The organism is Sphingomonas sp. 7/4-4, assembly GCF_027941955.1.
In the GTDB taxonomy this organism is placed as follows: Bacteria; Pseudomonadota; Alphaproteobacteria; order Sphingomonadales; family Sphingomonadaceae; genus Sphingomonas.
In genome coordinates this window covers 30767-52630 of record NZ_CP115960.1, presented here as the reverse complement: position 1 = coordinate 52630, position 21864 = coordinate 30767, and the positions used below count along the sequence as shown (strand labels likewise).

General features: G+C 67.9%; 16 protein-coding genes and 2 pseudogenes. 3 read left to right on the top strand and 15 right to left on the bottom strand.

Translation table 11 applies throughout. The features are described 5' to 3' along the window. Window positions 1–9: 9 nt before the first annotated feature. The 15 genes and pseudogenes from PIB19_RS00240 to PIB19_RS00170 all read right to left on the bottom strand — a co-directional run bounded on the left by PIB19_RS00240 (window position 10) and on the right by PIB19_RS00170 (window position 17951). Complete coding sequence (locus PIB19_RS00240; protein WP_271241066.1) at window positions 10–267, bottom strand: fibronectin type III-like domain-contianing protein; 258 nt, start codon at window positions 265–267, stop codon at window positions 10–12. A 183-nt stretch (window positions 268–450) separates the two neighbouring features. Continuing rightward, window positions 451–2327: pseudogene (locus PIB19_RS00235) on the bottom strand (glycoside hydrolase family 3 C-terminal domain-containing protein); the annotation flags it as partial. 215 nt (window positions 2328–2542) lie between these two features. Continuing rightward, a complete protein-coding gene (locus tag PIB19_RS00230; RefSeq protein ID WP_271239189.1) occupies window positions 2543–2875 on the bottom strand; it encodes a hypothetical protein in 333 nt (110 codons plus the stop codon). After that, window positions 2872–4596, bottom strand: coding sequence for an AMP-binding protein (locus tag PIB19_RS00225; RefSeq protein ID WP_271239188.1), 1725 nt, complete (start codon window positions 4594–4596; stop codon window positions 2872–2874). The genes PIB19_RS00230 and PIB19_RS00225 overlap by 4 nt, the downstream gene beginning before the upstream one ends. Then, window positions 4593–6191, bottom strand: coding sequence for a tannase/feruloyl esterase family alpha/beta hydrolase (locus PIB19_RS00220; protein WP_271239187.1), 1599 nt, complete (start codon window positions 6189–6191; stop codon window positions 4593–4595). The genes PIB19_RS00225 and PIB19_RS00220 overlap by 4 nt, the downstream gene beginning before the upstream one ends. After that, window positions 6188–7054, bottom strand: a complete 867-nt coding sequence (locus PIB19_RS00215; protein ID WP_271239186.1) for an alpha/beta hydrolase — start codon at window positions 7052–7054, stop codon at window positions 6188–6190. The genes PIB19_RS00220 and PIB19_RS00215 overlap by 4 nt, the downstream gene beginning before the upstream one ends. A gap of 11 nt (window positions 7055–7065) precedes the next feature. Continuing rightward, window positions 7066–8550 carry a carboxylesterase/lipase family protein gene (locus PIB19_RS00210; RefSeq protein ID WP_271239185.1) on the bottom strand — a complete coding sequence of 495 codons (1485 nt, stop codon included), beginning with the start codon at window positions 8548–8550 and terminating at the stop codon, window positions 7066–7068. Beyond that, window positions 8547–10178, bottom strand: a complete 1632-nt coding sequence (locus tag PIB19_RS00205; RefSeq protein WP_271239184.1) for an alpha-L-rhamnosidase — start codon at window positions 10176–10178, stop codon at window positions 8547–8549. Before PIB19_RS00205 ends, PIB19_RS00210 begins: the two co-directional genes overlap by 4 nt. A 150-nt stretch (window positions 10179–10328) precedes the next feature. Next, a pseudogene (locus tag PIB19_RS00200) lies at window positions 10329–11878 on the bottom strand (alpha-L-rhamnosidase N-terminal domain-containing protein); the annotation flags it as partial. Further along, window positions 11826–12938 (bottom strand): TonB-dependent receptor domain-containing protein, encoded by a 1113-nt coding sequence (locus PIB19_RS00195; RefSeq protein WP_271239182.1) that lies wholly within the window; start codon window positions 12936–12938, stop codon window positions 11826–11828. The gene PIB19_RS00195 and the pseudogene PIB19_RS00200, both read right to left, overlap by 53 nt. Further along, the gene (locus PIB19_RS00190) at window positions 12829–14685 is read right to left on the bottom strand and encodes a TonB-dependent receptor (RefSeq protein WP_271239181.1); all 1857 of its coding nucleotides are present in this window, start codon (window positions 14683–14685) and stop codon (window positions 12829–12831) included. Before PIB19_RS00190 ends, PIB19_RS00195 begins: the two co-directional genes overlap by 110 nt. A gap of 103 nt (window positions 14686–14788) precedes the next feature. After that, window positions 14789–15850 (bottom strand): FecR family protein, encoded by a 1062-nt coding sequence (locus PIB19_RS00185; RefSeq protein WP_271239180.1) that lies wholly within the window; start codon window positions 15848–15850, stop codon window positions 14789–14791. A 32-nt stretch (window positions 15851–15882) separates the two neighbouring features. Beyond that, complete coding sequence (locus PIB19_RS00180) at window positions 15883–16050, bottom strand: sigma-70 family RNA polymerase sigma factor (RefSeq protein ID WP_271239179.1); 168 nt, start codon at window positions 16048–16050, stop codon at window positions 15883–15885. A 32-nt stretch (window positions 16051–16082) separates the two neighbouring features. Further along, window positions 16083–16412, bottom strand: a complete 330-nt coding sequence (locus tag PIB19_RS00175; RefSeq protein ID WP_271239178.1) for an RNA polymerase sigma factor — start codon at window positions 16410–16412, stop codon at window positions 16083–16085. Between the two features lie 12 nt (window positions 16413–16424). Further along, entirely contained in the window at window positions 16425–17951 is a 1527-nt protein-coding gene (locus PIB19_RS00170; RefSeq protein WP_271239177.1) for an efflux transporter outer membrane subunit, read from the bottom strand. Between the two features lie 175 nt (window positions 17952–18126). On the opposite strand from PIB19_RS00170, the gene PIB19_RS00165 reads away from it, so the two are divergent. The 3 genes from PIB19_RS00165 (at window position 18127) to PIB19_RS00155 (ending at window position 21825) form a co-directional block, all read left to right on the top strand. Then, on the top strand, window positions 18127–18744 hold the full coding sequence (locus PIB19_RS00165) for a TetR/AcrR family transcriptional regulator (protein ID WP_271239176.1): 618 nt from the start codon (window positions 18127–18129) through the stop codon (window positions 18742–18744). 124 nt (window positions 18745–18868) lie between these two features. Then, window positions 18869–19906: an efflux RND transporter periplasmic adaptor subunit gene (locus PIB19_RS00160; RefSeq protein WP_271241065.1), complete on the top strand. Its 1038-nt coding sequence runs from the start codon at window positions 18869–18871 to the stop codon at window positions 19904–19906. Then, window positions 19903–21825, top strand: a complete 1923-nt coding sequence (locus PIB19_RS00155; protein WP_271239175.1) for an efflux RND transporter permease subunit — start codon at window positions 19903–19905, stop codon at window positions 21823–21825. Before PIB19_RS00160 ends, PIB19_RS00155 begins: the two co-directional genes overlap by 4 nt. The last annotated feature ends 39 nt before the right edge of the window (window positions 21826–21864 follow it).

Genomic DNA, 21864 nt, shown 5'->3' with positions numbered 1-21864 from the left:
CATGCGAGCTTACGGCTGAGGGTTGCCCACCGCTGCCTCGACTTCGATATCGCGAACGGCACGAATGTCGGCGGCCGACGCCCCGACCATCAGGCGATAGCGCCCGGGTCGCACGCGCCAGGCCTTGGCCGCCTCGTCCCATGCGGAAAAGGCGCGGGGATCGAGCGTGATCGTCACCGTCCGCCGCGCACCCGGCGCGAGCGAAAGCGTGGTGAAGCCACGCAGCGCAAGCGGCGGATCGCCCGTTCCGGGCGACGCGGGCGCCACATAGGCTTGTACCACTTCCCTGCCCGAGCGGGCGCCGGTGTTGCGTACCGTCAGGCGCAGCTTGATCGGCTTGCCGGCGGTCACCCGGGCGGGGGCAGTGAACCCCGACCATGTGAAGCTGGTGTAGGACAGGCCGTGGCCGAACGGGAATAACGGCTTCACTCCGCGCGCGGCGAACCCGCGATAGCCGACCAGCAGCCCCTCGGAATAGGCGCTCTTCGCACTGCGCAGGTCGGTAAGATCGTCTTCGCTGCGCGCGGGAAAGGTCACCGGGAGCCGGCCCGAAGGGTTGGTCTTGCCGAGCAGGATATCGGCGAGCGCCGTCGCCCCGCCCTCCCCCGGCAGCCACATATCGACGATCGCCGGCACGCGATCATGCCAGGGCATCGTCACTGCAGCGCCCGCGTTGATCACCACGACGGTGCGCGGATTGGCCGCGGTTACTGCCTCGACCAGCCTGTCCTGTTCACCCGGCAGGGCAAGCGTGGCGCGGTCATAGCCCTCGCCTTCGGTCGTGGAGGAAGAGCCGACGATCACGATCGCCGCGTCGGCGCCCTTGGCGGCGGCGACCGCGGCATCGAGCGAGGGACGCGGCTCGCGCACGCCGAAGCTCAGATATTCGTACGGTGTCTGGCCGGTGGCATAGTCGATGCGGATCGGATAGCCCCGGCCCGCCTCGAGCTCGAGCGTGATAGTGCGGCGTGGGATCGGAAAGCCGAGCACGTCGCGATTGTCGGGAACGACCTTGGTCGCCTTGTCGAGCACCGTCTTGCCGTCGAGCGTGACCCGGGCGTTGCCGGTGCCGCGGACGCTGAACTCGTAGCTGCCGCTGATGCGCGGCCAGAACATTCCCTGCCAGCGCAGCGCCGAATAGCCGGTGACCTGGGGCCCGGCGATGTTGCCGCTGATCCGCTTGAGAAAGCTGGTGACGCGTTCGGTCTTGGTCGGCGAACCGCTGGCGTCGGCGGTGGCATAATAGGTGCCCGCCAGGCCCGTCTCGGCGCGATCCGGACCCGGGCTGAACAGTCTGACATCGGCGCCCGGCGGCGTCTCTTCGTTGTCGACGCCCTTCTCATAGGCAATGCGCGTACCGGGCAGCGCCTCGCGCAGCGCCTGGAGCGGCGTCCGGGTCTCGAACGGCACCACCGCCGAGCTGCCGCCGCCCTGGATGCGGACGACATCGGCGTTGGGACCGATCACGGCGAGCGAGCGGATCCGCGGATCGAGCGGGAGCAGGCCGGAATTCTTGAGAAGCACGATCGCTTCCTCGGCAGCGGTTTTCGCTACGCCATAATTGTGCGGCGGAGTGGCGGCCGCGCTCCGCGGGCTTCCGCGCTCTATTGCCCCGCTGCGCACGATCAGCCGGACGATGCGCCGGGCGTTCTCGTCGATCTGCCCGGGCTTCACCTCTCCAGCAGCGACCGCGGCCTTGAGCTTCTCGCCGAAATTGGCGGGCGGGCCCGGCATTTCGAGGTCGAGCCCGGCATTGACCGCCGGCGCGGTCGAGTGCGTAGCGCCCCAATCGGACACGACGACGCCCTTGAAGCCCCATTCATGCTTGAGCAATTCGGTCAGCAGCCAGGGATTCTGGCTGGCATAGGTCCCGTTGATCTTGTTGTACGATGCCATCACCGACCAGGGATCGGCCTCGCGCACCACTGCCTCGAACGCGGGCAGATAGATTTCGCGCAGCGCCCGATCACTCACCACCGCATCCATGACGAAGCGATAGGTTTCCTGGTTGTTCGCGGCGAAATGCTTGATCGAGACGCCGACGCCTTCCCCTGCACCCCGCGGACATAGCCGAGCGCGAGGCGCGAGGTGAGCCAGGGATCCTCCGAATAGGTTTCGAAATTGCGGCCCCAGCGCGGCGTGCGAACGATGTTGACCGTCGGTGCGAGCAGCACATCGGCGCCGTGCGCGAGCGTCTCGCGGCCGATCGCGGCGCCGACCGTGCGCAGGAGATCGGGGTTCCAGGTCGCCGCCAGCGCGACGCCGACCGGGAACACCGTCGCCGGCTTGCCCTCGGGCGAGCGCACGCCGGTGGGGCCGTCGGTCATGCGCACGCCCGGGATGCCGAGGCGCGGCACGCCGTTCAACGTCATCGAGGATTCGCCGGCGAGCAACGCAATCTTCTCGTCCAGCGTCAGCCGTTCCATCAGATCGGCGACGCGTGCCTCGATCGGAGCGCGCGCATCGCGGTAGACGGGCGCCTTCTGCGCCGCCGCCGGCATGGCAGCCAGCGCCAACGCAGCGCAGAACACGCCGCCCAGCCTCACTTGATCCCCGCCAGATCGATTTCCGCCTTGGCGAGAACCTCGTCGGTCAGCTTGCCGTCCGAATAAGGCTGGAGCTGACGCAGGCTCAGCCCCTTGATCATCTCGAGCTGCGGCAACGTCGTCAGCCCCGGCAGATCCTTGTCGAGCACGGCCTTGGCGGCCGGGTTGGCCAATATGTCCTGGATCGGCGTGTCGAGATTGAACTTCGCGGCGGATGCCGCAGGCGCCGCGGCGGGAGCGGACGAGGCGGCCGGTGCCGGCGCGGTCTGCGCGGTGGCGATCGACGGCACGACCAATGCCGCCGCAATCAGGACGAGAGTCAGCTTCATTTTGGATTCTCCTCATTGCCGGCGGCCGCGAATGGCAGGCCGGTGGTTTCGAGACCGAGTTCGGCGATCATCGCCTCGCGGATCAGATATTTCTGGATCTTGCCGGTCACGGTGACGGGGAAGGTCTGGACGATGCGGACATGCCGGGGGATCTTGAAGTGCGCGATCTTGCCCTCGCAGAAGCCGCGGATCGCCTCCGCATCGATTTCCGCCCCAGGGCGCAGGCGGACCCAGACGCAAAGCTCCTCGCCCATCCGCGTATCGGGCACGCCGACCACCGCGACGTCCTCGACTGCCGGGTGACCGTAGAGGAATTCCTCGATCTCGCGCGGATAGATGTTCTCGCCGCCGCGGATCACCATGTCCTTGAGCCGGCCGACGATGTTGCCATAGCCCTCGGCATCGAACACCGCGAGATCGCCGCTGTGCATCCAGCCATCGGCGTCGATCGCCTCCGCAGTGCGCTCGGGCTCGTCCCAATAGCCGAGCATCACCGAATAGCCGCGCGTGCACAGCTCGCCCGGCGTCCCGATCGGCACCACGTCACCGTCTTCGCCGATCAGCTTGCATTCGAGATGCGGCTGGACGCGGCCGATCGAACCGGTGCGGCGCGCCAGCGGATCGTCGGTCGCGGTCTGGAAGCTGACCGGACTGGTCTCGGTCATGCCGTAAGCGATGGTGACGTCGCGCAGATTGAGCCGCCCGATCACTTCACGCATCAAGGGTTCGGGGCAGATCGCCCCGGCCATGCAACCGGTGCGCAACGACGAGACGTCGGTGTCGGGCAGGCCGGGATGCGCGAGCAGCGCGATGAACATCGTCGGCACGCCGTACAGCGCGGTGCAGCGCTCGGCGGCGACGGCATGCAGCACTGCCTCGGGATCGAAACCCGGCGACGGATAGACCACCGCCGCGCCGTGCGCGATGCCGGCGAGATTGCCCATCACCATGCCGAAGCAATGATAGAGCGGCACCGGCACGCAGATGCGATCGTCGGGACCCAGCCCCTGCGCGCGACCGACGAAATAGCCGTTATTGAGGATGTTGCGGTGGCTGAGCGTGGCGCCCTTGGGAAGGCCAGTGGTGCCGCTGGTGAACTGGATATTGATCGGATCGTCGGGCCGGAGCTGCGCCGAGAGCCGGGAAACCGCTTCCGTCCCGCGCGACGCCGCGGCTTCGGCGAAGGGGATCCAGCCCGGCCGCGCTTCGCCGCCGATCAGGATCGCGCATTTCAGCGTCGGCAGCCGCGCCGCTTCGAGCTGCCCCGGCACGCTCGCCGCGAGCTCGGGACAAAGCGTTTCGATCATAACGGCATATTCGCTGGTCTTGAACCGCTCGGCCGCGATCAATGCGCGCAGGCCGACCTTGTTGATCGTGTATTCGACTTCGGAAAGCCGATAGGCCGGATTGATCGTCACGAGGATCAATCCGATCCGCGCGGCGGCGAACTGGGTGAACGCCCATTCGGCGCAATTCGGCGACCAGATCCCGATCCGGTCACCCGGCTGGAGTCCCAGCGCGAGCAGCCCGGCACCCAGCGCATCCGCGCGATCCAGCAATTCGGCAAAGCTCCAGCGGATGTCCTGCGCCACCGATACCAATGCCTCGCGCCCGCCCCAGCAATCGGCGGCGCGCGCCAGCGCCTCGCCGATCGTCAGGTCGAGCAAGGCGGGCGTCGCGGCACCGCACAGATGACTGAGGCCCGGAGGAACGACGGTCATTTTTCCGGCGCGGCGCAGCTGAAATTGGCCGCATCGTCGGTCGAGCCGCCGCCGTTCCACCGCGCGACTTTCGGCCAGGCGCACAACGGACGCGAGCGGATCCGCGTTGCCGGGAATCCCAGATAGGCGAACAGATCATTGTCGTATTTGGTAGCGACCATCTGCTCGGGCGCGGGGCCGCCCAGCCGCCATTTGTCGAGCGTGCCCACCGCGTCGAACACGTTGGGGCCCGGTCCGGCGAGGCAGTGCGACATGCCCGGCACCATGAACAGCCGCACCGAGCCCGCCACCAGCCCCGGCTGCGCACTGCGGACGCGCTGGTAATAATCGATCGTGTTGCCGGGGGCGATCGCGGCGTCGTTCCAGCCATGGTAGAGGATCAGCTTGCCGCCGCGCCGCAGAAACGGGCCGAGATCGGCATTGTCGGCATCGAGATCGCCGCCCATCCGCTGCTTCGCCAGAGGATAGTCGCGGGTGATGTCGAAGCTCGATACCTGCCAGTTCGGGTCCGAATGGACCATGTAGCGGTAGAATTCGGTGGCGAACCTGCCGTGCTGGGCATTGGCCCCGGTGAGCCACAGATCCCAGGTGCCGGACACCGCCTCGGCACCGGGCGCATAGCCGTGGAAGAAAGGCTTGCCGTCAGGCCCCTGCGCGCCGCGATAGAGTGCGCGTGCGGACTTGACCTGCGCGGTGCTCAGGCACTGTCCGCTCGTGTCTCCCGGCTTGCACTGAAGCACGCCCGGATCGAAGCCGCAGCGGCGCGGATCGTCGATCACGCCGTCCGCGACGCCGTCGATTTTGTCGCACTGGCCCAGCGACGCGGTCTGGAGCAGCTTGAGCTTGTCGGCGGGCAATGCCGAGGCGCGATCGCCGAACACCGCGAGATGATCGGCGGCGAACGCGGTGGTCATCCGCGTCCACGGGATCGCCGGGGCTCCCGCGACGACCGCGTCATAATCCTCCGGGAAGCGCTGCGCCTCCATCAGGGCCTCGCGCCCGCCGTCCGAGCAGCCGTGGAAATAAGCGGCCTCGAGCGGCGGCGTGTAATAAGCCGCGACGATCGCCTTGGCGAAGCCGGCGGCGAGATGGTTGGCACGCCAGCCGAAATCCTTGATCTTCTCGGGTGCGTTCAGCGCCCATTTGGCATCGACGTCGCTTTCGCCGAAATGGCCCATGTCGCTGCCGACCGCGGCATAGCCCTTCTCGACGCCGCCGCGCATCAGCAGCGCCGGGATCGTCAGGTTCGCGCCGAACCCTCCATTGCCCGTCCCAAGGAGCTTGCCGTTCCATGCGGCGCGATCGGGCAGCCACAGCTCGACCTTGATCGACGACCCCGACCCGGCCGAGAGCGTTGCCTGGACGCGGCAGAACCCGGCCGCGGCGGGAAGGCCGGGCTTGCCCTTCTCGGTATCGACCGTCGCACCCTTGGCAACCGGGACCGCGGCATCGACCTTGCCGTTGGGCAAAGAAGTGCCGGCGAGCGCTTCGCAGCCCGCCGCCTTCTGCACGGCGGGTGCGGCTTTCTCCGACTGGTTCGTCGTGACGGCCAGCGCGATTGCGGCGACGGTGCCGAGATGCAGATAGTTGCTCATTTGCCCGATACTCCCAGCGACTGCATCCACAGGCCGAATTTCTCGATCCAGCCGTCGCTGGGCTTGCCTGATCTGGCCATGCCGAAACCGTGGCCGCCGCCCGGGAGCGTGACGAGTTGCGACTTCGCGCCGGCGGTGCGCCATGCGGCATCGAGCCGGACGCTGTCGGCGTGCGCAAGCTTGTCGTCCCCGGCGACCAGCACGAACAAGGGCGGCGCGCCGGCGGGCGGCGCGATCGTGGCGGGCAGCAGCCCGGGATAGATCGTCGCGGCGAAGTCCGGGCGGCTGTCGGCATGGCCGGCGAGCATCGTCCACACCGTCACTGCGCCGCCGGCGGAGAAGCCCATCATGCCGACGCGATCGGCGCGGACGCCGAAGCGCGCGGCATTGGCGCGAACATAGCGTATCGCCGCCTCGCCATCGGCGGTGTCGCGCGGGCGCAGCGGCTCGACCGTCGCCTTCAGCGCCGGAAGATCGCCGAGATAGCGGAACAATGGCAGCGGGAAATCGGACCCGGTGGGCAGCAATCGGTAGCGCAGCACGAAAGCGGCGACGCCGCGGTCGGCCAGCCATTTGGCGACCGCAATGCCTTCATTCTCGATCGACAGCATGTGGAAGCCGCCGCCCGGCGCGACGATCACTGCGGTTCCGACGGCCTTGGCCGGATCGGGCAGATAGGCAGTCAGCGTCGGATCGGAGACGTTGCGGACGATCGTGCCGAAGGGCGCGCGAGTCTCCGTCGTCTCGGCCTTGGTCGCGGGAGCGCCGCCCGGCGCGCCCTGCGGCCAGAGCCGGATCGTCTCCTGCGCACGCGCCGGCTGCGCGAACAGCATCATCGCGATCAAAGCGGACAGGCGGAACATCCTCATCTCCTTCACTTGCCGTCGCGCGCGGCGGAGATCGCCGTGAGCGCCAGGCTGCCAGCGGGGGCCATCGCGGCATCCGTCCCGATCGCGAGCATCGCGGGCGCCTCTGGGTCCAGCCGGGTCCAGCGCGGCGGGGCGGCACCGTTGGGGTTGCCGGTCTTCGCGAAATTCACCCAGAGATCGGCGATCCGGCCGGCGACCGCACGGTCCTCGGCAGTCGCGGCGAAATCGGCATGCGCGAGATTGTCGAACTGGAAGATCACGTCGGTGGCATGGGCCGCGCCGGTGCCGGGCTTGCGCCGGGCGGCCGGGACATAGCCGAACCGGTAGAGCCATGTCGGGGCACTGCGGCCATGCCATCGGGCGAAGGCCAGCGCCGGTTCGGTGAACATCACGTCGGCGGCGATGTGCCGCGTGGCGTTCTCCGGCGTGCCGTAAGCGGCGGAAACCGTGTCGGCGTGCGTGCCCAAAGTAGCGAGCGCAGGCGCATTGACCATCGGCAGGAAGCCGGCTGGCACGAAGCCGAGCTCGTCGTCATTATTGCCGATGATCGCAGGGATGTGCGCCTCGGCGCCCTGCGCGAATTGCCGGTCGGCGTTCGCGGGCACGATCGCGCCGTCGGTGATCGGCCCCGAATAGACCGCTTCCTCCTTGTTGAGCAGGTTGATCCCGCCCAACACCGTGGCTGCAGGGAGCGCGCGCAACGCGGCGAGATCGCCGGCGCCGGCCTTTGCCGCGAAGGCCGCGCCCTTCGCCTCGGCCGCCGCAATACCGGGCCAAGTGTCGCGGCCGCCGCCCGAGGATGCGATCGCCCTTGCGAACAATCCGCGCGCGGTGGGCGACGCCATCAGCCGCAGCACCGATTCCCCGCCGGCGGATTCGCCGAATATCGTGACATGGGCAGGATCGCCGCCGAACGCGGCGATGTTGCGCCGGACCCATTGCAGCGCGGCGATCTGGTCCATCAGGCCCCAATTGCCGCTCGGCTTGCCGCCGGCCTCGGCGGTCAGCCCCGGATGCGCGAGGAAGCCAAAGCGGCCGAGGCGATAGTTGAAGCTGACGACGATCACGCCGCGCTTCGCCAGCTGCGCGCCGTCGCTTTCGGGAAGCGCGCTCGATCCGCCGACAAAGCCGCCGCCGTGGATCCACACCATCACCGGCAGCTTCGCCCCATCGGCATGCGCAGGGCTCCACACGTTGAGGAACAGGCAATCCTCGCTCTGCGGCTGGCCGCTGCCGGTGGCGCCGGGAAAGCCATTCTGCATGCAATCGGCGCCGAACCTGCCGGCGTCGCGGGCTTCGCTCCATTGCGCGGCCGGCTCCGGGGCATGCCAGCGCAGCGGCCCGACCGGGGCGGCGGCATAGGGAATGCCTTTGAATACCGTCACGCCGTCGGCGGCACTCCCCTGGATCGGTCCGGATTCGACGCGCACCATTTGCGCGGCGGCGGGCGTAGCGAGGACGAGCGACAGCAGGCCGAGCAGACGGATCATCGCAACCCTCCGGTATGGAATTCCCAGATTCCCGCGCCTGCCCGATAGACGGAATAGCCCGTCTCGCGACGAAGCGGCTCGGCGCCCGCAGGCGCGGCGACTGCGCCGAACTGCAGCGGCACCCAGATTTCGCCGGCGGCGTTGGCGGGGATCTCGGCAGTGAGGCTCAGCCTGCCGTCGGCCACCTTCCAGCGCGACGCCGCGCGGCCCTGCACCGTGTCGAGCTCCGCCTCGGCGCTCGCCAGCCCGGTCGGGATCGCCGGCTTGATCAGCACCGTCTTGTATCCCGGCGCACCGGGTCGCAGCCCGGCGAGGCGCTGGCGCATCCAGTCGGCGATCGAGGCGAAATAATGATGGTCGCGCGACCGGCTATCGAGGCTCCAGGTCTCGAACATCGTCGAATGGCCGTTGGCGATCCACCAGCCCCAGCTCGGCGCATCGGTACGCGTCGCGAGCTTGTAGGCGAGGTCGGCATGGCCGTGATCGCTCAGCACCTCGAGCAAATAGCGCGTGCCATAGACGCCGGTGCGCAGCCCCTGCTTCTCGACGTCGCGCGCGATGGCGTCCGCTACGCTCTGTTCGCGGCCCTCCGGCGCCATGCCGAAAGCGAGCGGAAGGACGTTCTGCACCTGGGTCGGCGCGCCGGCGACGCCCTTGGCGTCCATCGTGCGGTACCAGCCATGCTCGCCGTCCCAGTACCGCGTATTGTAAGCGGCGCGGATCGCCTCGGCGAGCGCGCGATAGCGATCGGCGTCCGCGCTGACACCGATCGCTGCGGAGGACTTCGCCAGCAAATCGGCCTCGAGGAAGAAATAGGCGGTAGTGACGGCATCCACGCCGCCGCCGCGGGTATTGGTGAAATCGAGGCTGCCGGCCGGCGCCCATTCGCTCAACCCGGCGGCGCGGCGGAAATCGGGCGCCTTGATGAAGGTCGCGGTGTAATCGACCAGCCGGCGCTGCATGTCGTGGTTCTGCGCGAGCACGCGGCTGTCGCCGAAGCTCGAATAGAGCTCCCAGGGCAGGATCAACGCGGCGACGTCCCACGGCGTGGTCGGTCCCCAGATCAAGCCCCAGCCCGGTGTCTTGTCATAGCCGTAATAGGGCGTGGCGGGGACGATCTCCGGGACTTCGCCGCTCGCCGCCTGCGCATCGCGAAAGTCGGCGAGCCATTTGGTCCAGACCCGCGCGATCCCCAGGCTGCGTGCGGCGGCTCCGGCCGATGCCTGTGCGTCGCCGGTCCAGCCATTCTTCTCATAGGTCGGCGTATCGGTCTGGAAGCCGTGCAGATTGTTAAGGATCGTCGCGGTCGCCGCGGCGTCGATCCTGCCGAGCAGCGGATCGGCGCTAGCGAAACGGCCCGTGCGCGCGACGTTCGAATGGACCAGGCGGGCAGCGAGCGCGTCGGGCGGCGGCGTGCCCGGATAGCCCTCGACCTGGACATATCGGAAGCCGCGATAGCCGAAGCTCGGCTCCCAGCGCTCCACGCCCTTGCCGGCCAGCGTGTAGCGATCGGTCTGGAGCTGCGCATCGATCAGGCCCGATGCGGGGACCACGGTGCCGTCCGGTGCGAGCCGCTCGCTCGCGACCATCGAGACCGTCGCACCGCGCGGTCCGCGGACCGAGAGCATTGGCCAGCCCGCGACGATGCGGCCGAAATCATAGACCCGGACGCCGGGCGCAGGCTGCGTGACGGCGGCCGGCGCGATCGTCTCGACGGGGGCGATCGGCTCGGCATTGGCGGCGACGAGCGCACCGGCGGGGCCGGCGACGACCTTCGCGGCGGGCCATCTGCCGCCGAAGCCCGGCCTGTCCCACTCGGCGGGAAGCCGGCGCGCGTCGTAGCGCTCGCCGCGGTGGAGCGAATCGCCGAGCGTCGGGCCGGACGCGGTGCGCCAGCGCGCATCGGTGGCGATGACCTCGCCGGTGCCGTCCGCATAGGTAATTTCGAGCTGTGCCTTGAGCGCCGGCTCGGCATGCCAGGGCGCGGCGTGGAAATACCATTCATTGGGGTCGGTGAGGCCGTACCAGCCCCGGCCGAGCTCGGCGCCGACGACATTCTCCCCGGACGGAGCAACGCAGTCACATCATAGGCATAGGTCAGCACGCGCTTGTCATAGGCCGTGAAGCCCACGCCCAGCGGCGACGACACCGAAGCGCCGTTGACCAGCATGCGCGGCATGCCGGCCCCGGCATAATAAAGCCGCGCCCGGGCGATCGGCTTGCCCAGCCGGAACGCGCGGCGGACCAGCGGCGCGGGCGCCTCGATCGGCAGGACGAGATCGACTCTGGGCACGCCCGAGGCGACCACCAGCCCGTCCGCGGCAACGGCGCCGCCGGTAAAGGGATTGTCGTTCTGCGCGAAGCCGGTGCGGAAAGCCGGGCTGCCCGTGCCCGAGACGGCGACCGAATGGATCGTCGCCGCCCGCGCCTCGGACGCGAGGAAGCCGATCGTGCCGTGCGCGTGCGTCGCGTCGTCGAGCACATCCACCGGCTTGCCGTCGATGCTGGTGACGATCCGCGTGCCGGAAGCCATGATCGTCAGCCGATGACGCCCCTTGAGCGGCCCCGCCAGGGGAACCCGCTTGAGCTGCCGGACCGTAACCGCCGAGCTTGTCCCGCCGGGATAAGTGCGCACGCTCTCGATCAGTGCGGGGCCGTCCTTGGCGTCGCTCAGCGTCCAGACATAGGCGTCGCCATAGGTCTTGCCGTTGGGCCGGGCGCGAAACAATATATCGATCGACGCGCCGGTGAGCGTCAGGTCCACGTCGAGCTTCAGCGCGCTCCAGTCATGCCGCGGCGGCGCTTGGCCGGCGATCCACTGGCCCCGCCAATCCTGAGGCGAGAGCAGCCCCATCTCCCACCAGCCCGGCGCGCTCCAATTGCTCGCGACGCCGTCGTCCCCCCAGACCTGCACCTGCCACCAATAACGCAGGCGCGCGGCGAGCGGCGGGCCGGCATAGGCGATCTGGACATTGGCGTCGGACGCGACCTTGCCGCTGTCCCACACGGTCTCCCCGCGTGCCAGCGCCTCGGGCGAAGTGGCGACGCGGATGCGATAGGCGTTCTGCCGCGCCACTGGCGAATACCATGCCAGGCGCGGCGCGGGTTCGTCGATCCCGAGCGGCGTCTCGGCATATTCGACGCGCAGCCCGGTCGGAACCGGATCCGCCGCCGCCGCGGCGTGTGCGATCCCGAGCAGCAATGCCGCCGCCAAAAGAGGAAGCGGCCCGGGGACAGACCGCTTCCAGAGAGAGTGGGCAACGACGGCGGAAGCATCAGAATTTGGTGCGCACGCCGAACGAGACCAGGCGGCCGAGCGTGCCGCCATTGGTGTAGCCGGTCGAGCTGTTGAGATAGGGCGGGTCCTGATCGAACGCATTGTCGAGGTTGAGCGTCAGCAGCGTGTTCGAGATCAATTTGCCCAGATCATAAGCGAGGAACAGATCGACCGTATTGAACGCCGACACATGATCCTGCGAGGGGTTGCCGAGGATCGGATAACCGTCGCGGTGGTTGAGCGAGGCGCGCGCGAGGAAGTCGCCGAGCTTGGCGCCCAATGCGGCCACCATCGCCAGCCGGCCCTCGCCGTTCTTCAGATTGTCGCTCGACGGGCCGCCCCGCACCGATTGCGACTTGCGGTTGAGCGTGTAGGTGCCCGAAAAGCTCGCGCTGATCGAGCCGAAGCCGGTCGGGCGCAGATAGCCGATGTTGAAGTCGAGACCGTCGACCTGCACGCCGCCCAGATTGGTCCGCCGCGCATCCATCACGACATAAGGCGAGGTGCCGATATACAGGCTCTGCAGGCTGGGCGCGCCGTTGAGCGGCGTGTTGCCGACCAGTGCCTGCACCTGCGCGAGCGTGGGGCTGAGAATGTAATAGCTCGCGTAATTGGGGTCCGAATAGAGCACCGGCGAAGTGATCGGCGGCACCGAGATCGCGTCGATGAACTTGACGTTGTAATAGGTCACGCTGGCCGTGAGCCCCTGGATCGCCCGGGGCGTGAAATCCACGCCGAGCGACCAGGTCTTCGCTTCCTCGGGCTTGAGCGTGGGATTGCCGCCGGCGAGAAAGATGCTCGGACGAAGGATGTCGAACGGCGAGCTGTTGCCCGCGCGGAACGGGCTGAACAGATAGATCTGGACCCGCGCATCGGCGGTGCTGGTCGTGTCGGCCAGGCTCGGCGCGTGGAACGACGTGCCGTAATTGCCGCGGATCACCAGGTCGTTGAACGGCTTGTAGTTGAAGCCGATCTTGGGATTGGTGGTGCCGCCGACGTCGCTATAATCGTCGTAGCGGATCGAGCCCGAGATCTGCAGGCCGCGCATTCCCGGCATATCGTTGCCGGCGCCGAAGATCGGGATCAGCGCCTCGGCGAATACCGACTTCACGTTGCGATTCTGCATTCGACTGGATCGCGCTGGTGAAGACGTTGCGGCGATCGAGCGAGATCACCGAGCGGAGATTTTCTGCATAATATTCGGCCCCGAACGCGAGCCGGACATCGCCACCTGGCAGCGTGGCGAGCGTGCCGTCGAGAATCGCGCGGCCCTGAAACATGTCCTGCTTGGCATCGCCGTAATTTTCGAAGTCGCGGATCGCCGCGAGCAGCGCGGGGCTGCTCAGGCTCGGATCATAGGGGTTGAGCGCGGTCGCTCTGGAGGTGCCGGCCAGCGCGTTGGTCGCCGCAGTCGCATTGATCGTCGCTTCGCGGACCTGATTGAAGCTGTGGCCGTAATTCAGCTCGGTCCGCAGCTGCCAGCTGCTGCCCAGATCGAACGACATGCTCGGCGACACGCCCCAGCTGTCGAACCGCGCCGTGCTCGGCATGCTTTCGCCGAACGCATCGGCGAAATTGATCGCGACGCTCTGTATCGGCGACAGCCCGATCGGCCGGAAATAAGGGTTGGTGAAGAGGATGTTGCCGGTGAACGCCGGTGTGGAAGTGAGCGTGTCGGTATCGCGGCGCGACCAGTAAGCGGTCACCTGGAAATTCACGCTATCGCTCAGTTTCTGGGTCAGCCCGCCGAACACCGAATAGCGATGCTCGCGTGGATAGATGTCCGAATAGTCCGACGAGTCGCACAAATTGGAGGTGTTCGGAGCGAAGCCGGGAGCGACGTAGGAAATGCCGCCCACCGTGAACGTGCCCGGCGAGCAGGCCGTCACGCGAAAGTCGCTGCCGCCGCGCGCTTTGTGGTTCGCGGTCACATAATCTCGGTCCACGCCCAGGATATTGTCGTGCCAGGCATAGGCGCCGGACAGATAGATCGATCCGCTGCCCCAGTCGCGCCCGACGGTGAGATTGCCGTCGACCGTCCGGTAATCGTCGGCAAACCCATAGCGCAGGCTGGCGCCGACGCCGTTGAAGCGCTTGCGGGTGATGAAATTGATGACGCCGCCGATCGCGTCCGACCCGTAGATCGCCGAACCGCCGTCGGGCACGATTTCGACGCGCTCGATCATGTCGGGAGGGATCGCCGAAGGATCGGCGGTGGTCTGCAGCACGCCGGCGCCGACCATGCGGCGGCCGTTCATCAGCACCAGCGTGGTGGTGCCGCCCGACGCGCCGAGATTGCGGATATTGGGCCGCACGATCGGGATCGCGAACGAGCCGCTGCCCATCGGTATTGATCCGAAATTGCCGACCTGCGGGATCGAAGCGAGCAGGTCGTTCGACGACGCCGCGCCGCTCGCGACCACTTCGTCGCGCGAGACGGCGACGACGTTGGTGCCGGTGGGAGCGACGCCGCGCAGCAACGTGCCGGTGACGACGATTGCCTGATCCTCCTCAGGCGTCTCGGCGACTGCGGGATCGTCCTCCGTTTGCTGGCTCTCGGCGGCGGCGGAGGTCGCCTGCGCCTCGACGACGAAGGCGCCGCCCCCGGTGCGGCGGGCACGCAGACCGTGTCCGGCGATGAGCCGGTCGATGGCTTCCTGGACGGTATAGCTGCCGCTGAGCGCCGGCGAACGCTTGCCGCGGACCTGGCTGGGGCTGAACACGATCTCGGCGCGGGTCAGGCGGCCCAGCTCGCCGAGTGCGGCGGACAGGCTCTGCGACTTGAGGTTGATCGTCACCCGCGCGCTCGCCTGGGCGGCGGCGGGCATCGCGACAAAGGCGAGCGGTGTCGCCGTCAACAAGATCGCTAGACGAAGTGCGGATTTCGGTCCGGTGCGCCGCATGCATATCCTCCCTGAAGAGCCGGCTTTAGCCGGTCTCAAAAGTCAGGACGCGCCGCGTTCAATTTTCCACAGCTGCAGATGCATATTTATTTGCAGGTCCGCCGCCAGCGGCCGGCGCGATCACCACGCCGCCGTCGGGCTGATGATCGATCCGCACCGGCAGGAGTTCGCTGATCAGCGCCGCGAAGCGATCGGCGTCCCCCGTCCGGAACACGCCGCTGATCCGCATCTGCGCGACGCCGCCGTCGCCGATCCGGATCGGCGCCACGGTGTAGCGGTTCATCTCGACCACGGCGCTGGCGAGCGTCGTATCGTCGAACGAGACATAGCCTTCGCGCCACATCAGCTCGTTGCCCACGTCGACCGGGCGCACGCGCTGCGCGACGCCGAGCTCGGCGACAAGCTCCTGCCCCGGCTTGAGGATCGTCGGCTGCAGCACCGGCAGGTCGGTGGCCGCGGCGGCGTGATCGACCACCACCCTGCCCTCGACGAGCACCACCTTCATCCGGCCCGGATCGAGCCGGACCTCGAACACGGTGCCGAGCGCAGTGATCCGCCGGTCCGCCGCCTCGACCATGAAGGGGCGGCTGGCATCGTGCGCGACCTCGAACAGCGCCTGGCCGCGCGTGAGCCGCACGCGCCGGGTCCCCGAGGTGAAGGCGAGGGAGATCATCGTGTCGGTGTTGAGCGTCACGCGCGTCCCGTCGGGCAGCCTGACCACGCGCTTCTGCCCCTTTTCGGTGGCGTGGCGTATGGGGTTCGCCGCCTCTGTGGAGACATGCGCGACTGTCACCGGGGGCGGCGAATGCGGCGCGGCACCGAACGGGTCCAGAAGCAGGACGAGGGCGCCGACGATGCTTGCGGCGATCCCCACCCCCGCCGCCGGCAGCCAGCGCCTGCGCTCGGGGCCCGTGGCGAGTGCGGTGTGGCGCAGCGCGGTCAGATGCGGGTCCGCCTCCGAATTCTCGAAGACGCCCCACACGCCGTTGGCCTTGCGATAGGCCTGGGCATTGGCCTCGCCGGCGTCGAGCCAGGCAGAGAAATGGCCGTGATCGGCAGTCGTCAGGTCCTGCCGGTCGTGACGCAGCACCCAATAGACGGCAGCTTCGTCCGCGGTCATGCCCAGCGTGGGATCCTTATGCGCGCGCTGGATCATTCGTCACCCAGCCGCTGCACGAGGTGCGCCATGGCGCGCTCCATATGCTTCTCGACTGCGCTGACCGAGATGCCCAGTCGCACAGCGATATCCCGATACCTCATTCCTTCGAGGCGTCTCAGCACGAAGATTACTCGCGTTCTTTCGGGCAGTTCGAGCAGCACCGCCGTGGCGCGTGCCAGCGTTTCCCGACCTATTAGGACGCGCTCGGGGAAAAATCCACATCCCCATGGATTTGTCCGTCGAATTCTTCGTGGCTGTCCTCGCGCCGGCTGCGGCGCTTGCGCAGCCGGTCCGTCAGCACATTGCTCGCCGTCTCGAACACATAGCCGCCCAGTTTGTCGACCGTGTCGAGGCTGCCGCGTTTCACCAGCCGCAGGAACACTTCCTGGATCATGTCGCCGGTTTCGGCGCGATCGCGGATGCGGCGCGAGAAATAATGTTCGAGCGACGTGCGGAAACGCGCGTCCAGCGCCTCGATCGCGCGCTCGCCGGAGGTTTCCCGCTTCGAACTCGAACCTGTCACCCGTCGCCTCCCCTACACGCGCGAGGCTGGCGCGGTTTTTCGGCGACTGCAATCGCCAACTATTGCGACCGGGCTGCCCTGGAGTCCCCCAACGCGTTGCCCTGTCGCCGACGCTCTCCGCACGGATGAAGCCGCCCCACGACGTTCCGAACGCTGGCGCTCAATGACCGGACGCGCCGGCTCCGCTGAACGTCGCCGGAGCCTCCCACCCGCCGCCCAGGGCGCGGAAGGAAGCGATGGCGGCACGCGCAGACGCCGCCTTTGCCTGAATTCCGGCATCGCGGGTTTTGAGAAGGCGCCGGTCGGCGTCGAGTACGTCGAGCAGGCTGGAAACTCCCCTTTATAGGCTGCGAAGGCCGACGTGCGCGCCTTGCCCAGCGAGATCTCGCCCTCGCCGAAGATCTGGGCGCGGGCCTGTTGCTTGACGAGGCTCGAAAAGGCGTTCTCCACATCCTCCGAAGCGCGGAGAACGGCGAGGCGGTATGCGGCCAATGCCTCGGTGTTGCGGCCGCGCGCGGCGGCGATCTCGGCATCGATGCGGCCGAAGTCGAACAACCGCCAGCGCAGCCCGAGAACGCCACTGGCCTGGGTGGCATTACCGCCGAATAATCCGCTGACACCCATGGTCGCCGTGCCGAGCAGCCCGCCGAGCGAGAATTTGGGATAATATTCGGCCATCGCTACGCCGATCCGGGCATTCGAAGCGGCGAGCGTGCGTTCGGCCGCGATGATGTCCGGGCGTCGGCGCAGCAGGGCCGGCGGCCCGCCCGCGCTCGAAACTGCAGGCGGAACCGGGATCGGCGCGGCGGCCGCGAGCTCGGGCCGGGTCGATCCCGGCTGCACACCGAGGAGTATGTCCAGCGCGTTCATGGCGATCTCGAGACCCTGCTCGAGTTCCGGCACCCCGGCCTTCACCTGGGCCAGGGCGCCCTCCGCCTGGCGCAGCTGAAGCTCCGCCGCCACGCCCTTGCGAAATTGCAGCGCGACCAGATCGACCAGCCGCTGCTGGACTTGCTGCTGCCCGCGCGCGACGTCGAGCCGCGCCTGAAGGCTGCGGATCGCAACATAAGTATCGGCAGTCTGCGCCGCGACAGCGAGCCTCGCGGCAACGGCGGCCGCCGCGGATGCCTGCCAATCCGCGCGGGCGGCGTCGCGCGCCGCATCCTTGCCGCCGAACAGGTCGAGCTCCCAGCTTGCGCCAAGGTTCAACTCATAGCTTTGCGCCTCTCGCTCGAACCCCGGCAGGGCGGAAGCGATCCTGCCTTGCGGCGTCTCGAGCGACTGCCAGGACTCGCTTGCCTGACCGCTGACCTGGCCGGCGGGAAGCAGGTCGGCATTGGCGTGGCGCAGCCCGGCGCGTGCCTGCCCGACCCGGGCGCGCGCCTGCTGCAGGTCGAGATTCTGGGCCAGCGCCCGCTCGACGAGGCTCGCCAGCAGCGGATCGTCGAACGACCGCCACCAATGGACCAGATCGACCGCCGCCCCATCCGCCTTCGTATCCACCGCCGCCCCGCTTATGAAAGCCGGCGGCGCGGTCATCTGCGGCGCGACATAGGCCGGGCCGACTGCACAGCCTCCGAGCAGGGCCGCGGTTGAGACCGCAATCAGGGACAAAGGTGAAATTCGCATATGGGGTCCGCCCAAGGTCAGATGTGACCATTGACATCATTAGTCACAATTTGTCAATCGGGCGTGTTCACGCTAAGGCTTGGCCATGAGTACGCAGAACGCACGCAAGACCGCCGCACGCGGACCGGCGGAACATTCGGTCCGCGACCAGATCGTCAAGGCCGCGCACGACTATTTCGCCCATTACGGCTATGCCAAGACGACGGTTGCCGACCTGGCGCGGGAGATCGGCTTCTCCAAGGCCTATATCTACCGGTTCTTCGAATCGAAGCAGGCGATCGGCGAGGCGATCTGCGCCGATTGCCTCGACCAATTGTTCACCCAGGTCCGCGACGCGGTGGAACAGGGTCAGGATGCAACCGACAAGCTGCGCCGTTTCGCGAAGACGGTGACCAGCGCCGGGGTCGAATTGTTCTTCGCCGATCGCAAACTCTACGAGATCGCCGCGCACGCCTCTTCGGAGAAATGGGCGGCGGCACAGGCCTATACCGAGCGCCTGCAGCATCTCATCGAGGAGATTCTGAAGGAAGGCCGGGGAAGCGGCGAGTTCGAGCGCAAGACTCCGCTCGACGAGACCCGTCGATCGATCTTCTACGCGCTGCTGCCCTTCATCGACCCCGTTTTTCTCGAGCGCAGCCTCGATCTCCTGCCCGATGCGCAGGCGGAAGTGACCGGCCTCATCCTGCGCAGCCTCGCGCCTTAGTTCGATCTAGTTCGGTGTGACTAGTTGACATATTAGTCACTCGGTGACATTCGGTTCCGCCTGAACAGGAGGAACCTGCGTGTCGATATCGTCTTGCGCACGAACGGTCGGAGCCCTTGGCTTGGTGGCGGCCGCACTGGCCGGATGCGGGCGATCGGACGCCGATCCCCGCACACAGCCGCCGCTGGTGCGGATCGCCGCCGCCGGCGCGGCTGAGGGCGCGAGTCGCGAGTTCACCGGCATTGTCGGCGCACGCGTGCAGAGCGACCTCGCCTTTCGCGTCGGTGGCAAAGTGGTGGCGCGGCTGGTCGACGCCGGGCAGCCGGTTCGCCGGGGCCAGGCGCTGATGCGGATCGACTCGACCGATTACTCACTCGCGGCGCAGGCAGCGGCCGGCACGGTCGCAGCGGCGCGGGCCCGCGCGGTCCAGACCAGCGCCGACGAACAGCGCTATCGCGATCTGGTCTCGGCGGGCGCGGTCTCCGCTTCCGCTTATGACCAGGCCAAGGCCGCCGCCCTTGCCGCCCGTGCGCAACTCTCCGCGGCCGAGGCGCAGGCGCGCGTCAGCCGGAACGACGCCGGCTATACGACACTGATCGCCGACGCGGACGGCGTTGTCGCCGCGACGCTGGCCGAACCGGGCCAGGTGGTCGGCGCGGGCCAGATCGTCGTCCGGCTCGCGCGGTCCGGTCCGCGCGAGGCGATTGTCGCGCTGCCCGAAACGCTTCGCCCTGCGCTCGGCACGGCGGCGGAAGCGCGGACCTATGGCGGGCTGGCCGGCAAGGCGCAGCTGCGCCAGCTGAGCGATGCCGCCGATCCGGCGACGCGGACATTCGAGGCCAGGTTCGTCCTTGCCGGCGCGCCCGCGAATGCGCCGCTGGGTTCGACCGTCACCGTCCAGCTCGATGTTCCCGGCCAACAGGCCGCGATCGCGATCCCGCTCGGCGCCATTTACGATCGCGGGCATGGGCCGGGCGTGTGGGTCGTCGCCGACCAAGCGAGCCCCAAGGTCGGCTGGCGTCCGGTGCGCCTCGCCACAATCGGTGACGAAACGGCCGTCGTGACAGCGGGCTTGCGGCCCGGCGAACGCTTCGTGGCACTCGGCGCACACATGCTCCACCAGGGTCAGGCCGTCCGGATCGACGCGGGAGCGGTCCGTTGAGCGAGGTTCCGGAGCAGAAGAGCCGGTTCAATCTCTCCGCGCTGGCGGTGCGCGAGCGGGCGGTCACCTTGTTCTTCATCGTCGCCATCACCCTTGCCGGGATCGTCGCGTTCCTCAACCTCGGACGCGCCGAGGATCCCAGCTTCACCATCAAGGTGATGACCGTGGTGACCGCCTGGCCCGGCGCCACCGCGCAGGAAATGCAGGATCAGGTCGCCGAGCCGCTCGAAAAGCGCCTGCAGGAGCTGCGCTGGTACGATCGCAGCGAGACGTTCACCCGCCCCGGTCTCGCATTCACCACGCTGACCTTGCGCGACAATACGCCCCCTTCAGAGGTCCAATCGGAATTCTACCAGGCCCGCAAGAAGATCGAGGACGAGGCGCCGAAGCTGCCCCGCGGCGTCGCCGGTCCGTTCGTCAACGACGAATATGGCGACGTGACCTTCGCGCTCTATGCGCTGAAGGCGAAGGACGAGGCGCCGCGGGACCTGGCCCGGCAGGCGGAGGCGCTGCGTCAGCGGCTGCTGCACGTCCCCGGCGTCAAGAAGATCAACATCGTCGGCGAACGGCCCGAGCGCATCTTCGTCGAGTTCGCGCAGGACCGGCTGGCGACGCTGGGCATCGCGCCGCGCGCGATATTCACTGCGCTGGCACAGCAGAATTTGATCACGCCGGCGGGTGCGATCGAAGCAAATGGACCGCAAGTTCTGGTCCGGCTCGACGGCGCCTTCGACGATCTGGAGAAGATCCGCGCCCTTCCGATCGTCGCCGACGGCAAGACCCTGCGTCTTTCCGACATCGCCGAAGTCCGGCGCGGCTATGAGGATCCCGCCAGCTTCCTGATCCGCAGCCAGGGTGAGCCGGCCCTACTGCTCGGCGTCGTGATGCGCGAAGGCTGGAACGGCCTCGACCTCGGCAAATCACTGAAGACCGAAGTCGCGGCGATCGCGTCGGAGCTGCCGCTGGGCATGTCCTTCACGCCCGTGACCGACCAGTCAGTGAACATCTCCGAGGCCGTCGACCAGTTCATGCGGACTTTCCTCGAAGCCCTGGCGATCGTGATGGTGGTCAGCTTCATCGCGCTCGGCTGGCGCGTGGGCATCGTCGTGGCGGGCGCGGTACCGCTGACGCTCGCGATCGTCCTGATCATCATGTGGGCGACCGGACGCGTGCTGGACCGCATCACGCTGGGCTCGTTGATCCTCGCCCTCGGCCTGCTCGTCGACGACGCGATCATCGCGATCGAGATGATGGTCGTGAAGATGGAAGAGGGCTTCGACCGGATCAAGGCGTCGGCCTATGCGTGGAGCCATACCGCGGCGCCGATGCTGGCGGGGACGCTGGTGACGGTGATCGGCCTGATGCCGGTCGGCTTCGCCCGTTCGACCGCGGGGGAATATGCCGGCAACATCTTCTGGGTCGTCGGCTTCGCCCTGCTCGCCTCGTGGGTCGTGGCGGTTGTCTTCACGCCGTATATGGGCGTGAAGCTGCTGCCGGCGATCAAGCCGGTCGCGGGCGGCCACGACGCGATCTACCAGACGCCGCGCTACCAAAGGCTGCGCGGGCTGATCCGCTGGGCCGCGACGCGCAACCGGCTGGTGACGCTCGCGACGCTGGCCGCATTCCTCGTCGCCGGCGCCGGCATGGCGCTGGTGAAGAAGCAGTTCTTCCCCACTTCCGATCGGCCCGAGGCCCTGGTCGAAGTCCAGATGCCCAAGGGGACGTCGATCGAGCAGACCAGCGCCGCCACCGAACAGGTCGAGGCCTGGCTGCGCAACAGCCGGAGGCAGAGGTCATCACTGCCTATGTCGGACAGGGCGCGCCGCGCTTCTATATGGCGCTTTCGCCCGAACTGCCCGATCCGTCCTTCGCCAAGATCGTCGTGCGCACGCCATCGGAAGAGGCCCGCGACGCACTGAAGGAGCGCCTGCGCGGCGCCGTGGCCGGGGGCCTCGCTC

Bases quoted from the DNA above. Each gene is read 5' to 3' on its own strand.
- PIB19_RS00220 (WP_271239187.1), bottom strand. From the start codon at position 6,191: ATGAGCAACTATCTGCATCTCGGCACCGTCGCCGCAATCGCGCTGGCC.
- PIB19_RS00225 (WP_271239188.1), bottom strand. From the start codon at position 4,596: ATGACCGTCGTTCCTCCGGGCCTCAGTCATCTGTGCGGTGCCGCGACG.
- PIB19_RS00215 (WP_271239186.1), bottom strand. From the start codon at position 7,054: ATGTTCCGCCTGTCCGCTTTGATCGCGATGATGCTGTTCGCGCAGCCG.
- PIB19_RS00170 (WP_271239177.1), bottom strand. From the start codon at position 17,951: ATGACCGCGCCGCCGGCTTTCATAAGCGGGGCGGCGGTGGATACGAAG.
- PIB19_RS00205 (WP_271239184.1), bottom strand. From the start codon at position 10,178: ATGCTCTCGGTCCGCGGACCGCGCGGTGCGACGGTCTCGATGGTCGCG.
- PIB19_RS00230 (WP_271239189.1), bottom strand. From the start codon at position 2,875: ATGAAGCTGACTCTCGTCCTGATTGCGGCGGCATTGGTCGTGCCGTCG.
- PIB19_RS00165 (WP_271239176.1), top strand. From the start codon at position 18,127: ATGAGTACGCAGAACGCACGCAAGACCGCCGCACGCGGACCGGCGGAA.
- PIB19_RS00185 (WP_271239180.1), bottom strand. From the start codon at position 15,850: ATGACCGCGGACGAAGCTGCCGTCTATTGGGTGCTGCGTCACGACCGG.
- PIB19_RS00210 (WP_271239185.1), bottom strand. From the start codon at position 8,550: ATGATCCGTCTGCTCGGCCTGCTGTCGCTCGTCCTCGCTACGCCCGCC.